This window comes from Brachybacterium sp. JB7, from assembly GCF_003335205.1.
Lineage (GTDB): Bacteria > Actinomycetota > Actinomycetes > Actinomycetales > Dermabacteraceae > Brachybacterium > Brachybacterium alimentarium.
Genome location: NZ_QPGN01000008.1, coordinates 93,657 through 108,255, shown reverse-complemented (window position 1 = coordinate 108,255; position 14,599 = coordinate 93,657). Strand labels below are relative to the sequence as shown.

The following is a 14,599-nucleotide window of genomic DNA, read 5'->3' as shown; positions in this document are numbered from 1 at the left end:
AGACCAGTATTCGACATCTTGTAGAGTCGGCGTGGTGAAGCAGAGAGCAGTGGCCTTCGCGCTCAGCGCGCTCTTCCTCGCGGCGCTGCCCGCGGTGGCGGCGAACCTGCTCGGCGGCCCCTCCCTGTACGAGGACATCCACCGAGGTTTCCCCGGGACGGGGACGGCCGTGACAGCTGCTGCGCTGCGCGGTGCCGCCGATCTCGCGGCAGTGGTCTCCCTGGGCGCCGTCGTCGCGGTGCTGTTCCTGCATCCGCGCGGGAAGAGCGAGGCAGGCCGGCTGCGATTCGGCCCGGACCTGCGCCTCCTCACTTGGGCGTCGGGCGCCTGGACCGTGCTGGCGGCGGCGAACCTGATCGTCGCTGCACCCGAGTCCAACGGCGTCGAGCTGGGCCGCCTTCTGGAGCCAGGTGCGTTCGGACCGCTCTACACGTTCGGCTACATGCCCCGGGCGTGGACCGTGACTCTGGTCGGGGCGCTGGTCCTGTGGCTGTGCTCCTACTGGGGCACGCGCTGGACGACGCTGCTGCCGGGGCTGTGGGCGGGGATCATCGGCGCGCTGGCGCCGGTGGTGGTGGGGCAGATCCTCGTCGGTCCGAACCATGACATCGGCGGGGATGCCGGCGCGCTCCAGACCATCGCGGCAGGAGTCCTCCTCGGACCGGTCCTGGTCACCGCCGCGGTGCGGCTGATCCGCAGCGGGGAACGGGGCCCTCTCGACGAGGGGCTCGTCCTCCGCGTCGGCCTGGTCGGGGCGGTCGCCGTGCTCGCGGCGGAGCTCGTGGTGACGTGGTTCAAACTTGCCGGGAGCGATCCGTGGGCGAGCGTGACCGGCGTTCTCACCCTGGTGCGTCTTGCTCTTCTGGCAGCGCTCGTGGTCTCTCTCGTGGTGATGCGGCGCAGGGGCTCTCACCGGATGGCGGTCCCGGCCCTGCTGATCACCGTGTGGGTGGCGATCGGTGCGGCGATGACTCGCATTCCGCCACCGCAGTACTTCGTGCCCACGAGCATCCCTGAGGTGTTCATGGGGTTCGAGGTGCCGGATGCGCCGACCTTCGCGACGCTGATGAGCACGGGGAGGCTCAACCTGCTGTTCGCCGTCCTCGCCGTCGTCGGCATCGCGTCCTATCTCGCGATGGTGATCGTCCTGCGCCGCCGGGGCACGAGATGGCCCATCAGCCGCGTACTGCTGTGGTGTGGCGGCTGGCTGGTCGTTCTCGCGGCCACGAGCTCCGGGTTCGGAAAGTACTCCGCCCCCGACTTCGGCGTGCACATGGTGGTGCACATGAGCCTGTCGATGCTCGCTCCGATCCTCCTGGTCCAGGGCGGGGTGATCACGTTGATCCTGCGCACCGCACGCGCGGATCGACACCGAGCGGGCGTGCACTCATGGGTGACGCAGATCCTGCACTGGCGGCTGCTGCGGACCCTCTACCACCCGGCGGTCGTGTTCATCATCTTCATCGGCTCCTACTACGGCCTGTACTTCACTCCGCTGTTCGGCACGATGATGCGCTTCCACTGGGCGCACCAGCTGATGAACCTCCACTTCCTGGCCACGGGGTACGCGTACTACAGCCTGATCATCGGTGTGGACCGTCCGCCGCGCCCGCTGCCCCATATCGGGAAGCTCGGCTACACCTTCGCCGCGATGCCCTTCCACGCCTTCTTCGGAGTGGCCATCTACTCCTCGCCCACGCTGTTCGCCCAGACCTACTACGACTACCTCGCACTGCCGTGGGCGAACCTGTGGGAGTCCCAGAAGATGGCCGGCGCGGTGGCCTGGGCGGGTGGGGAGATCCCGCTGATCATCGCGATCGTCGCACTGTGCATCCAATGGGCGCGCCAGGACGACAAGGAGGCCCGTCGCCGGGATCGGCACCTCGACCGCGGCCTGGACACCGAGTTCGACGCCTACAACGACATGCTCAAGAAACTCTCGGACAGGGAACGCACCCGATGAACCACACCCCCACCGCACAGGCCGCCCCACCAGCCCTCTCCCTGGAGGAGCGGTACACCTTCGACGTCTCCGGGATGACCTGCGCGGCATGCGCGAATCGCATCGAGCGGAAGCTGAACAAGCTCGACGGCGTCAGCGCCACCGTCAACTACGCCACCGAGCGCGCCGTCGTCACGGGCATCACCTCACCGGCGCACGCGATCGATGTCATCCGCGGCGCCGGGTATGACGCCGCCGAGCACGACGACCAGGACGACGAGTGGTCGCGCCGCGCCAACGAGAACCGCATCGTGAGCCTGCGGCGCAGACTCATCACCGCAGCACTGCTCACCGTCCCCCTGATGGACCTCACCATCGCCCTCGCACTCATCGAGCAATGGCGGTTCCCCGGCTGGGAACTGCTGTGCGTCCTCCTCGCGGTCCCCGTCATCACGTGGGCGGCATGGCCCTTCCACCGGGCTGCCTGGAGGAACCTGCAGAACCGCTCCGTCAGCATGGACACTCTCGTCTCCATCGGCATCCTCACCTCGTTCGGCTGGGCCCTGGTCTCGATGCTCGCGGGCATCGACGCCGCCGACGGCGTGTGGCTCGGCATCGGCGAGGTCCCCGAGGGCGCCAACGCCCTGTACCTCGATGTCGCCGCGGGACTGACGACCTTCCAGCTCGCGGGCCGCTACTTCGAGACCCGCAGCCGGCGCCGCGCCGGCGACGTGCTCGGCGCGCTGTCCGCCCTCGGGGCACGGGAGGCCCGCCGTCGACGTGACGGGGTCGAGACGATGGTGCCGGTCGAGGAGCTCCGCACCGGGGACGTCGTGCTCGTGCGCCCCGGCGAGACGATCGCCGTCGACGGCCGGGTCATCGAGGGCACCGCCTCCCTCGACACCGGTGCGATGACTGGGGAATCCCTGCACCGCACCGTCGGACCGGGCGACGAGGTCATAGGCGGCACCGTCTCCGCGGACGGGATCCTCGCCCTCGAGGCGACCCGGGTCGGTGCCCACACCCAGCTCGCACAGATGGCCGCCATCGCCGAGCAGGCGCAGATCCGCAAGGCCCAGGTCCAGCACCTCGTCGACGCCGTGGTGCGCGTCTTCGTGCCCGTCGTCCTCGTCCTCACCGTGCTCGTCGCGTCTGCCTGGCTCCTCTCCGGTGCAGACCTGCCCACTGCGGTGACCAACGGGATCAGCGTGCTGATCATCGCCTGCCCCTGCGCCCTCGGCCTCGCCACCCCCACCGCGCTGATGGTCGGCGTCGGACGCGGCGCGCTGCTCGGGGTCCTGGTCAAGGGACAAGACGCTCTCGAAGCCAGCGGCAAGGTCACCACCGTCGTCCTGGACAAGACCGGAACCCTCACGCTCGGCGCCCCGCGCGTCATCGACATCCACCCCCACGGAGTCACCGCTGAGCAGCTGATGCGCCTGGCCGCGGGGGTCGAAGCATCCTCCGAGCACGCCGTCGCCGAAGCACTCCGCACCCACGCCGCGACCATGGTCGCCGACATCCCTGCCGCCACTGGGCACATCGTCTCCCCCGGTCACGGGATCAGCGCAACGATCAATGGTGAGAGCATCGCAGTCGGAAGCCCCGCCTTCATGCACGAATTGGGCGCCCACCTCAGCGGGCCGATGGAGGAAGCCGTCAGCGAGGCCGAGCAGGCAGGTCGCTCCACAGCGCTGGTCGCACGAGACGCAGAGGTCATCGGAGTAGTCACCCTCTCCGATGCGGTCAAGGAGGACGCCGCGGAGGCCGTCGCCGCACTGCACGGGCTCGGACTGCGGACGGTGCTGCTCACAGGGGACGCCCCGGCCGCTGCCGAGCGCGTCGCAGGCTCCCTCGGCATCCCGGACGTCCGTGCCGGCGTCCTGCCCACCGAGAAGGTCGCCGTGATCGAACAACTCCAGGACGAGGGACACCGAGTCGCCATGGTCGGCGACGGCATCAACGACGCCCCCGCCCTCGCAGCCGCCGACCTAGGACTCGGAATCGTCACCGGCACCGACGTCGCCCTCAAGACTGCCGACATCATCCTCGTCCGGGATGACCTCTACGCGATCGCCGACGCCATCACCCTCGCCCGCGCCACCAACCGCACCATCCGCACCAACCTCATCTGGGCCTTCGCCTACAACATCGCCGCCATCCCGATCGCCGCGATCGGACTACTCAACCCCCTCATCGCAGCCGCCGCGATGTCCCTCTCCTCCGTCTTCGTCGTCCACAACAGCCTCCGCCTCCAAAACATCCAAACGCTCCGCCCTTCCGCAGGCCCGGCACCTCGGGGGCAAGGAGCTAGGTCGGAGACGACCACGAACGCGCGAGCCGAGATGCATCAATGATGCAATAGATGCAATACTGGAGTGGTGGACATGGGCATCCGTGGAGTGTCTCCGCTTCGACAGCTCCGCAACGTGCGGGCGCTGGATGAGCATCGCTTCGTGTTCGAGGCGATGCTCTCGGGCTGGGCTGATCAGCAGATCAGTCGAGGCCTGACTGAGCGGACGATCGGCGGTCGCGAGCTGGTCGTTAGGAGGTTTGAAGAGTTTGTTGGCCGCTACCCGTGGGAGTGGTCGCCGGGGGACTTGGAGGACTTCACGACCCGGGCGAAGTCTGGGCAGAGTCCGGCGACTCCCTCGACGATCCGGGGGTATCACTCCATCATCCGCCTGTTCTGCGACTACCTCACCGATCCTCGGTACCGGTGGGCGGCGGACTGTGAAGAACGTTTCGGAACCGCGCCACAGCAGATCTGCCACGAGTGGAACACGCTCGCACACCTGGTCGATTACGAAGGCCGCCCACAGCGGCGAGCACTCACCTACGACGAGCTCGAGCAGCTCTTCGCGGTGGCCGACCACCGCGTCGAGACAATCCTTCGGCAGGGTCGAAAGGGTGCCCTCGCCGCGCTGCGTGACTCCCAGATCTTCAAGACCATCTACGCCTACGGACTACGCAGGGCCGAGGCCGTCGGTCTGGATGTAGCTGATCTGCGGCCCAACGGTGCTGCCCCGCGGTTCGGACGCTTCGGGGCGGTCGACGTGCGCTGGGGCAAGGGCTCTCACGGCTCAGGCCCGCGTCGACGTTCGGTGCTCACGCTCCCTGAGCTGGACTGGATCACGGAAGGTTTGGCCCAATGGGTCGACCAGGCCCGGTCCCGGTTCACTGCGGACTTGTCGGGACCGCTGTGGCCGACCGAGCGAGGCACGCGCGTCTCTCTGCGCTACATCGACCTGCGTTTCGCGCAGCTCCGCGACGAAGCGGGGCTGCCGCCGGAGCTCAGTGTCCATGCCCTGCGCCACACGTACGTCACCAACCTCATCGAATGGGGATACGCCGAGAAGTTCGTGCAGGACCAGGTCGGGCACGCCTACGCCTCGACAACCGCCATCTACACGTCCGTCGGTGACGACTTCAAGAACCGCATGATCAACCAAGCCCTCTCCCGGATCTATGGAGGACCCGATGCCGACGACTCCCGACTCTGACATCCCGATCACCTGGAATCTACGCCCGATGATGGCTGCGGCTGGGATGTTCCAGACGACAGATCTGATCGCACCGTTGCGCGCCCAGGGAGTGCAGCTCTCGCGCGAGCAAGTGTTCCGGTTGGTGACGAAGACGCCCGAGAGGCTGAACGTCGAAGTGTTCGCCGCCCTCTGCCGGATCCTCGAGTGCACACCCAACGATCTCATCGAGATCCCGAAGGTCCAGAGCGTGCGTCCTCGCCGAGTTGCTGGCGCTCCAGAGGCCTCCGGGCCTGCGATTGGCGAGCTTCGCCCCATCCCCGCCAAGCTGCACCGCCCGCACGAATGACCCCGCCTGGGAGCACACGTGGTCACCAGGTCGGCTGCGACGAATGTGCTCGCCATGTCGCAGCCCGTTACTCGATTCTCGAGCAGCGAATCTGCAACGCCTGCTACTCAAGACTCCGCCGACATCCCGGATCCTGTCCCGGGTGCGCTCAGGTCAAGGTCCTGGCCTTCTACGACTCGGAGCGACGCATCGTCTGCGCGCCCTGTGCTGGCGAACCTCCGCGGTTCGCGTGCATCACTTGCGGAAGCGAGGAACAGCTCACTGGATCTCAGTGCGGCACCTGTCGACTGGCCGAACGCCTCCGCGAGGTCCTCGCTGACGAGAACGGCGATATCCATCCTGGCCTCGCTAGCCTCTACGGCCACCTCATGGCTGCACGTGACCCGCGCGCGGTGGTGCGATGGCTGCGAAGATCGCCGATCGGAAAGACTCTGCGTGCCATGGCTACTGGCGAGGTGCAGATCAGTCACGACACACTCGACGCCCTCCCACTCTCGCCTCGCGTGCGGTATCTGCGCCACATGCTCATCAGTGCCGAAACCCTCCCCACGATCGACGTCCGGCTCAACGACCTCGAGATACTTGCTGAGCATCTCGTCAACGACCTCCCCTCCCACCACGCGCAGATCATCAACCAGTACTTCCGTTGGCAAGTCCTCCGCCAGACCAGGCAGCGGCGCGCGCAAAAGCCCCTGACCGTCGGCATGTTCAACGCTCGATGGTCCGCGTTGCGCAAGATCGCCTCCTTCCTGGTCTGGCTGGATGATCAGGGAGTTCAGATGGGGACGTTGGACCAGCGCTCCGTAGATCGATTCTTCACCCATCACCGCTCCCAGGGAGCGGTCGCCACCTTCCTCAATTGGGCGATCCGGCAGAAGCTGACCAGACCCCTCATGCCGCCTCATCGCCCGCAAGCTCGGCCCGCCCCCTCTGTCCCGGAGGACACCATCTGGCGGAAAGTCGATGAGCTTCTCGATGACACGTCCATCCCGTCCGCAAGCCGCATCATCGGCTTGCTGGTGCTCGTCTTCGCGCAACGGATCAGCGACTGCGTCCGCCTCCGCCAATCAGACGTCTCAGGTCACGAGACGACTTTGAGCATCACCTTCGGGCGCACGCCTCTCGCTCTGCCCGAGCCGATCGCCGAACTCCTCCGCCGCTACGTTAGCGAGCTCGAGGAACAACGGACCTTCGTCGGTGGAGGCCCCGATTGGCTCTTCCCTGGAACAACGCCCCATCTCCATGTCAGCGAAGCGATCGTCACGCTCCATCTCGCACCGCACAAAATCGATGCTCGCAGGACGCAGAACGCCCGTATCGATCAGCTCGTCCAGACCGTGCCCGCCAGCGTCGTCGCAGACACCCTCGGGATCAACATTGGAACCGCTATCAGGCACGCCGCCCGCACCGGCTCGAGATGGGGTAACTACCCCGAACTGCGAGCATCTCTCTCGGATGAATAGTGCAGCGGCGAATGATTCCTTCCCCCGGCAATGCCCACGGGCTGATGCGGGCCTACGCGGCCCAGCCCTCCAAGGAGTTCGACTGGGACCCGGTGTTCAGCGTCGCGCCCCGCACGAAGGCACCGGTGGTGCGCGAGCACGTCGATGAGGACGGCGAGCTGCAGCGGACCCTCGAGTTCGCCCGATGGGGATTCCAGCCGGCCTGGGCGAAGGACAAGGGGCCACGGCCGATCAACGCCCGCTTCGAGACCGCCGCGACCAACGGCATGTTCCGGGCAGCGTTCGCCTCGTCCCGCGCCGTGGTGCCGATGTCCGGCTACTACGAATGGGTCGACACCGAATCCGGGAAACAGCCCTACTACGTGCACGCCACCGATGAGCACCAGCTGCACGCCGCCGGCCTCACCACCGCCCTGAAGGCGGACGAAGGCGGCTGGGACGTCACGTTCACGATCATCACCCGGGAGGCGAAGGACGCAGCCGGCGACGTCCATGACCGCATGCCCGCCTTCCTCGACGAGGACCTCATGACGGAATGGCTCGCCCCGGGGAAGCTCGACGCCGACGACCGCGAGCGGCTGCACGGCGCACTGGGGGACGTGTCCGAGCGCCTCGCTGCCGAGCTGATCACGCATCCCGTCGACCGGGCCGTGAACAACGTCCGCACCCTCGACCGCACCGATCCCAGCCTGATCGCGCCCCTCATGCTCGGCTGAGGGAGGCAGGGAAGCAGTGGGTCCGGGCGGCGAGGACGGTGCAGTGCCGGCCCGCGAACGGAGGAAGCGCCCCTCCTGACCGTGAGGCCAGGAGGGACGCTTCTGCGTGTCCGGTCGTGTCGCTCCTGTGCTCCCTTGACCGGACGAACTGCCGGAGGCAGATGCCCGCTCCCGCCGTAGAAGGAGGAGGGCGTCCCTTCCCAGGGGTCGCCTCGCCAAGGGTTTCGAGGACACCGCGAGGCGACCGCGACAGAGTACAAGCGTCAGGGCCGTGAGCGCCGAACACTCGGTCGGCCATGAATACGGCGGCGCCGGGAGCGCGCCGCTAGGGTCGCTGGATCGCCCACCTGACGAAGGAGTCGCAGATGGAACACGACAAGCTGCTCGAGACGATCAGAAGTGTCATCGAGCACCGCCCGGACTCGGACGTCTCGCACCGGCCGGAGGATTACGACCTCGAGGCCATCGTTGCCGAGGTCAACCAGGTCACCGGGGGAGCGGACGCGAGCGGCCTCGATCCTGAGCAGTACTGGCGGATCGTGGAGAAGCACCGCAGGCCATGAGGCGAACGCGCCGCAGCCCGACGAAGGGCGGGAGGCCAGCAGGCAGCCCCAGAGCTCTGTGCAAGGGTTCGTCGGTCGTCGGTCGTCGGTCGTCGGTCGCGCGCCCTCCACCCTCCACCCTGCGCCCTCTGGCTGCCGGTCGGTGACCAGGACGACGTCGGCGTCGTGCTGGCGCTGAGCCCCGTCCCAGCGCTCCCCGCCTCCTTTTCTTGAATTAGTCCAGAGAGCGCGCTAGAGTAGAGGCATGCCGACGATCGACCACACCTCAGCCCTGCGTGGGGCTGGGCTGCGCGTGACCGCTCCGCGGCTCGCGACGCTGTCGGCGGTCGCTGAGCATCCCCATGCCGATGCGGAGCTGATCGCCCAGGCGGTCCGCGAGCGTTTGGGAACCGTGTCCCGGCAGGCTGTCTACGACGTGCTCAACGCGTTGTCCGATGCGGAGCTGCTGCGCCGCGTCTCCGTCGGCGGCCGCAGCATGCAGTACGAGTTGCATCGCCACGACAACCACCACCATCTGGTGTGTACGGAGTGCGGTCGCCTCGAGGACGTCGCCTGCTCCGTCGGGCACGCACCCTGCCTGACCCCGGGAGACGACCACGGCTTCGAGATCGAGGTCGCTGACGTGGTCTACCGCGGCGTCTGCTCCGATTGCCGGGCCGCGAAGGGTTCCGTCGGCGCGCTCGGCGACGCAGCGCCCGCAGCCGTTCCCGCCGCCCCCGGCACCCCCTAGAACTCCCTGGCCCGTCCTGGGCTCAGGTGCTCCTGTACCTACCACCCTTGTCAGTACTTTTCGTTACGGTTCGTCAGAAAACCATCACCATCTGAGGAGAAGAATGAACGACTTCGATCCGACCATCCCCAGCACCACCGAGTCCGGTGCTCCCCGTGAGTCCGACGCGCACTCGCTGAGCGTCGGCGCCGACGGTCCGCTGATGCTCCACGACGTCGCCCTGGTCGAGAAGCTCGCCCGCTTCGACCGCGAGCGGGTCCCGGAGCGCAGCCCCCACGCGAAGGGCTCCGGCGCCTTCGGTGAGCTCGAGGTGACCGAGGACGTCTCGAAGTACACCAAGGCCGACCTGTTCCAGCCCGGTCGCAAGACCCCGATGCTGCTGCGCTTCTCCACCGTCGCCGGTGAGCTCGGCTCGCCCGACACCTGGCGCGACGTGCGCGGCTTCTCGATGAAGTTCTACACCCAGCAGGGCAACTACGACCTGGTCGGCAACAACACCCCGGTGTTCTTCGTGCGCGACCCGATCAAGTTCCCCGACTTCATCCACTCCCAGAAGCGCACCCCGGATTCCGGCCTGCGCGACAACACCATGCAGTGGGATTTCTGGACCAACTCTCCCGAGAGCGCTCACCAGGTCACGTACCTGATGGGTGATCGTGGCCTGCCCAAGACCTGGCGTCACATGAACGGCTACGGCTCGCACACCTACATGTGGGTCAACGAGTCCGGCGAGAAGTTCTGGGTGAAGTACCACTTCCACACCAACCAGGGCATGGAGTACCTCTCCAACGAGGAGGCGGACCGTCTCGCCGGTGTCGACGGCGACTACCACCGTCGTGACCTCTTCGACTCGATCGCCGAGGGCAACTTCCCCAGCTGGGACCTCTCCGTCCAGGTGATCCCGTACGAGGACGCGAAGAACTACCGGTTCAACATCTTCGACCTCACCAAGACGGTGTCCAAGAAGGACTACCCGCTGATCAAGGTCGGCACCATCACGCTGAACCGCAACCCGCAGAACCACTTCGCGCAGATCGAGCAGGCCGCCTTCAGCCCGTCCAACACGGTGCCCGGCATCGGCCTGTCCCCGGACAAGATGCTGCTGGGCCGCTCGTTCTCCTACCCGGACGCGCAGCGCCACCGCATCGGCACCAACTTCAACCAGCTGCCGGTGAACCAGCCGATCGTGCCCACGAACTCCTACGACAAGGAGGGGTTCATGCAGTTCCTGCACTCCGGCGACGCGCCGGTGTACGCACCGAACTCCTACGGTCGCGCCTACCAGGACGAGCAGGGGCCGGTCGACAACGGCTGGGAGGCCGATGGTGAGCTGGTCCGCGCGGCGTACACCCTGCATGCCGAGGACGGCGACTTCGTCCAGCCCGGCATCCTGGTGCGCGAGGTCTTCGACGACGGCGACCGCGATCGCCTGGTCCAGACGGTCTCCGGCGGCCTGAGCACCGTCAAGGAGCCGGTGCTGTCCAACGCGATCCAGTACTGGAAGAACATCGACCAGACTATCGGCGAGCGCATCGAGAATGCCATCGGCACCGCCGCAGCCGACGATCAGCCCGGCGGCGACCCGCTGGACGCCTGATCCGCGAGATCCGCTCGGCCTGACCGATCCGTCGGGTCAGGCAGGGCGGTCGCCGATCTCGGCGGCCGCCCGCGGTCCCTCCGGCGCATACAGGAGCGCGGCCCGTCCCCCAGGGGATAGGCCGCGCTCTTGTGTGTCGGTGCGGTGCGGTGTGCGGTGCGGTGAGCGCGAGGGCGCTTGTCCTGCAGATCACGTCCGTCAGGCCACGACGGTCGGGCCGCCGTAGCCGGATCACGCAGTCAGGCTTCCGGAGCCGGATCACGCAGCTGGGCCTCCGGAGTAGGGCCACGCAGTCAGACCACCAGGACTTCGCTGGGGGAGGAGAGGAGCAGCTTCTGCACCGTCAGCCCGAGCAGATGCCGGGCGAGGTCGTTCTGACGGCGGATGCCCAGCACGAGCAGCTCCGCGTGCTCCTCCTCGACCACGCGCAGCAGGACATCGGAGATGTCGTCCTCGGTGTTCTCCTGGCGTATCTCGACGCGCATCGTGGCCTGGCGGAGCTCATCGCGTGCGATCTCGAGCTGCTGGTCATCAGCGTGCCGCGGATCGGAGGCCACTCCCACGCGCACCACGTTCACGACGATCAGCGGCCCACCGCGCTTCTCGGCCTGCTCGCGAGCGGCCGCCAGCGCCTTGAAACCCACGTCGGTGGGGATGAATCCGACGACGACTGCCATCTGCTCTCCTCGGGTGCGGTCCGGACGTCGGCCGCGCCCGGGGTCCGGGCGTGGCCTTCCCCGATCCTACGGGCTAGGGGCCGGTGACTGCTGGTGTCAGTGGGGGTTCAGAACTGCGAACTGGACGAGGAGCTGGACACGTCGGAGCGCTGCTGCCCCGAGAGCTGCTGGATCTCGTCCATGATCCGCGCCGTCATGAGGCGCCGCTTGACGCCCTTGGAGGCTGCGGGATCGATGTCGCTGAAATCGATGGGAGCGCCGATGCGCACGGTCACCGCGCCGCGCTCGGGCAGCTTCTTCTTCATCAGCTCCGGGGTTCCCTTGAGGCCGACGGGCAGCACGGGACGCCCCGATTCGAGCGCCAGCCAGGCTGCGCCCTGCTTGCCGGTATGCAGCAGGCCGTCCTTGGAGCGGGAGCCCTCGGGGTAGATGCCGAATCCGGCGCCGTCACGCAGGATCTCCTGGGCCGCCTGCAGGGCGCCCTTCCCGGAGGCGAGCGCCTCACGGTCCACGGGCACCGCGTCCACGGCGGTGAAGAACCACCTCAGGAGCCGGCCACGAGGGCCCTTCTGGGTCCACAGGCTCTGCTTGGCCACGAAGCGGATCTGGCGCGGCACCGCGACCGGCAGCACGAAGCTGTCGATGTTGGAGAGATGGTTGGAGGCCAGGATGAACCCGCCCTCACGGGGAACGTTCTCCAGACCGACGACTCGCGGCTTCCAGATGAGCGATACGAAAGGACGCACGAAGGTGCGCACCCCCATATAGAAGCGTTGTGACACGTGGTCCTCCTGAGTCGCCGACAATGCGCACCACGATAACCCCGCCGGGGCGGTGCGCTGCACGGCGGCTCCAGGGGCATTCTCCGACGACCCCCAGGTCGCGCCGGTGAAGCGGCCCGAATGGGGTCGGCCGGGTGTGGTAGAACAGGCGTGCGTCCCGCGCCGAATCCGAGGTGCGGAAGCCGGGGATCGCCCGGGCGCCCGCTGCGCGCCCGCGGTGCCGCCGCCGATCCCCGTCGAGCCCGAGGAGCCTGTCGATGCCGAAGACCCTGAACATCGCCGTGATCGGCGCCGGAACCATGGCTCAGGCCGTGCATCTGCCGGTGCTGCGCAGGCGCTGGGACCGGTTCGTGGTCACCGCGCTGGTCGACCACTCTCCCCGCCGCCGCCGGGAGTCCTCCGAGGTGTGGGGGATCCAGGAGGAGCAGCGCTTCGAATCGCTCGCCGATCTCCTCGCGGCCGTGCGCGCGAAGACGGTGAGCGTCGATGCCGCCGTGCTGTCCACCGACGGTCTGCACGTGGACGACCTGCTGCAGCTCCTGCGCCGCGGGATCCCGGTCCTGGTGGAGCCGCCCCTGGGCTTCTCCGCGGAGGAGATCGCGAAGGTCACCGACTTCGAGCGGATGACGGGACGACGCCTGCTGATGATGGCCTACCCTCAGCAGTACGACGCCTCCGTGGCCGCGATGGCCGAGCAGATCGCGCTCAAGGACCTGCGGATGATCGACCACGAGGTGCTGATGCCCGCGAGCCAGCCGCTGTTCGGCGGCGCGCACGTGACCACCTCCTCCTACGACCTGCCCTCCGAGAAGCGCGCCGAGCGGCGCACCGCTCTGCAGGCCGCCGTCGTCGCGGGCACCGGTGACGGAGCCACCCAGCGCGACCGCGACCTCTATGTCAAGGGTCTGCTGACCGGCGTCGCCCACCAGCTGGCCGTCACCGAGGCGGTCTACGGCCCGGTGGCGCGACTGCGCGCGGTGCGTCACTGGCCCAAGGGCGTGATCCCCGGTTCGATCGAGCTGCTGGGCGAGCTCGAGGGGGGTGCGCAGGTGCGCCTGGTGTGGCATTACCTCCCGTTCGCTCCCGAGTACTCGGAGTCCCTCCAGGTGCTCTCCGCGCGGCGGCGCATGCAGGTCGAGCTGCACGCCCCCTCGCACGGCGACCGGCGCTCGACGCTCTCGCTGCGGGAGAAGAAGTCCGGCGTCGTCCAGGAGACCTCGACCACCGCGACCAAGGGCTCTGCGGAGGCGATGTGGGAGGCCTTCCATGCCTTCGTGGACAAGGGCACCGCGCCGCTGTCGGGTGCCGCTGAATCGCTGGCCCAGGTCGAGCTCCTGCGCGAAGTGCTCGAGACGATCGTGGTGGCCGACGGTCGCAGTCTCGAGGCGGAGGCCACGGACCCCGCTGACCCGGCCGACGACCCCGCTGGCCCGGCCGACGGCGCAGCCCCCGTCGTCGAGGCCGGCTCCGCCCAGGAGGCCGCCGTGGCTGACGGCGGCGATCCCGTGGCCCCCGGCGACGGCGATCCCCGCATGGTGGTCAGCGCGCCCGCCCACGTGGTGGATCCCGAGCAGGAGGAGGACCCGGCGTCGGCCGTCGAGCCGGGCTCGGCCGCCGAGCCCGCACCTGATGCCCTCGTGGATCCGGAGCCGGGGGAGGACCCCGTGGTCGACGCCTGGTCCGCACCGAAGACGGACGGCCCCTCCCGGAGCTGAGCGCCCCGGCCTCGCCCGCGGAGCCGCCTGCAGGCCAGGTATCCCGACGACGCGACCCCCACAGCTCCGGCTGTGGGGGTCGCCTCGTTCTGGCCTCACGGGGCTCGCCCGACCCATCGCCAGCGACACGCCGACTCTCCGTCACGGGTGCGCTCACCCCTGTGCCGCGAGCGACACGCCGCCCTCCGAGAGGACCCGCTAGCGACACGCCGGACCCGCTTGTGAGGACGCGCGGACGACACTCCGGACCCGCTCGAGGAGACACGCCGACGACACGCCGGGGCGTCGGCCGGACACGCCGGGGATCCTCCTCACGTCCGGGCAGTTTTCGGCCTCTTCGCGGCTCCCGTGAGCAGCCGTCGTCCACCGTCGATGCCGTCTGTCGGAGCCCTCGTCCACACTGCTTGGTGGGCGCATCCTCGGGTTTCGTGCGTGGGGCCGGTCCGTCGTCCCCACTGCTCCCGATCCATCCACAATCTGTCAACATGCGATTGTGGATGACAGTGTTGTAAGTCAGTACATCTTGTGGTTGTTCCGTCGAGGCACCACTAGGTGTAGTGTTGGGGACGTTGCAGCGATCCGG

At 68.1% G+C, this 14,599-nt stretch carries 12 protein-coding genes; 10 read left to right on the top strand and 2 right to left on the bottom strand.

All coding sequences use genetic code 11. The annotated features are described in order from the left end of the window. Positions 1-34: 34 nt before the first annotated feature. The 9 genes from CIK81_RS11435 to CIK81_RS11395 all read left to right on the top strand — a co-directional run bounded on the left by CIK81_RS11435 (position 35) and on the right by CIK81_RS11395 (position 10,842). Complete coding sequence (locus CIK81_RS11435) at positions 35-1,963, top strand: cytochrome c oxidase assembly protein (RefSeq protein ID WP_241964119.1); 1,929 nt, start codon at positions 35-37, stop codon at positions 1,961-1,963. Next, positions 1,960-4,299, top strand: coding sequence for a cation-translocating P-type ATPase (locus CIK81_RS11430; protein ID WP_241964118.1), 2,340 nt, complete (start codon positions 1,960-1,962; stop codon positions 4,297-4,299). Before CIK81_RS11435 ends, CIK81_RS11430 begins: the two co-directional genes overlap by 4 nt. Positions 4,300-4,344: 45 nt before the next feature. After that, positions 4,345-5,445 carry a tyrosine-type recombinase/integrase gene (locus tag CIK81_RS11425; RefSeq protein ID WP_241964117.1) on the top strand — a complete coding sequence of 367 codons (1,101 nt, stop codon included), beginning with the start codon at positions 4,345-4,347 and terminating at the stop codon, positions 5,443-5,445. Next, on the top strand, positions 5,423-5,773 hold the full coding sequence (locus tag CIK81_RS11420) for a helix-turn-helix transcriptional regulator (protein WP_096166878.1): 351 nt from the start codon (positions 5,423-5,425) through the stop codon (positions 5,771-5,773). The genes CIK81_RS11425 and CIK81_RS11420 overlap by 23 nt, the downstream gene beginning before the upstream one ends. 368 nt (positions 5,774-6,141) lie before the next feature. Then, the gene (locus tag CIK81_RS11415; RefSeq protein WP_147271634.1) at positions 6,142-7,236 is read left to right on the top strand and encodes a hypothetical protein; all 1,095 of its coding nucleotides are present in this window, start codon (positions 6,142-6,144) and stop codon (positions 7,234-7,236) included. 11 nt (positions 7,237-7,247) lie between these two features. Beyond that, entirely contained in the window at positions 7,248-7,952 is a 705-nt protein-coding gene (locus tag CIK81_RS11410) for an SOS response-associated peptidase (protein ID WP_114355727.1), read from the top strand. Positions 7,953-8,317: 365 nt separating this feature from the next. Then, positions 8,318-8,515, top strand: coding sequence for a hypothetical protein (locus CIK81_RS11405; RefSeq protein ID WP_096197866.1), 198 nt, complete (start codon positions 8,318-8,320; stop codon positions 8,513-8,515). Between the two features lie 244 nt (positions 8,516-8,759). Beyond that, on the top strand, positions 8,760-9,245 hold the full coding sequence (locus tag CIK81_RS11400) for a Fur family transcriptional regulator (protein WP_096197865.1): 486 nt from the start codon (positions 8,760-8,762) through the stop codon (positions 9,243-9,245). A 103-nt stretch (positions 9,246-9,348) separates the two neighbouring features. Beyond that, positions 9,349-10,842: a catalase gene (locus tag CIK81_RS11395; protein ID WP_114355726.1), complete on the top strand. Its 1,494-nt coding sequence runs from the start codon at positions 9,349-9,351 to the stop codon at positions 10,840-10,842. Between the two features lie 293 nt (positions 10,843-11,135). Here the strand turns inward: CIK81_RS11395 and CIK81_RS11390 are convergent, their stop codons facing one another. Next, complete coding sequence (locus tag CIK81_RS11390; RefSeq protein WP_096166608.1) at positions 11,136-11,519, bottom strand: universal stress protein; 384 nt, start codon at positions 11,517-11,519, stop codon at positions 11,136-11,138. Between the two features lie 107 nt (positions 11,520-11,626). Continuing rightward, the gene (locus tag CIK81_RS11385; RefSeq protein ID WP_096166607.1) at positions 11,627-12,301 is read right to left on the bottom strand and encodes a 1-acyl-sn-glycerol-3-phosphate acyltransferase; all 675 of its coding nucleotides are present in this window, start codon (positions 12,299-12,301) and stop codon (positions 11,627-11,629) included. 257 nt (positions 12,302-12,558) lie between these two features. Here CIK81_RS11385 and CIK81_RS11380 point away from each other — a divergent pair, with 257 nt between their 5' ends. Further along, on the top strand, positions 12,559-14,016 hold the full coding sequence (locus CIK81_RS11380) for a Gfo/Idh/MocA family protein (protein WP_114355725.1): 1,458 nt from the start codon (positions 12,559-12,561) through the stop codon (positions 14,014-14,016). The last annotated feature ends 583 nt before the right edge of the window (positions 14,017-14,599 follow it).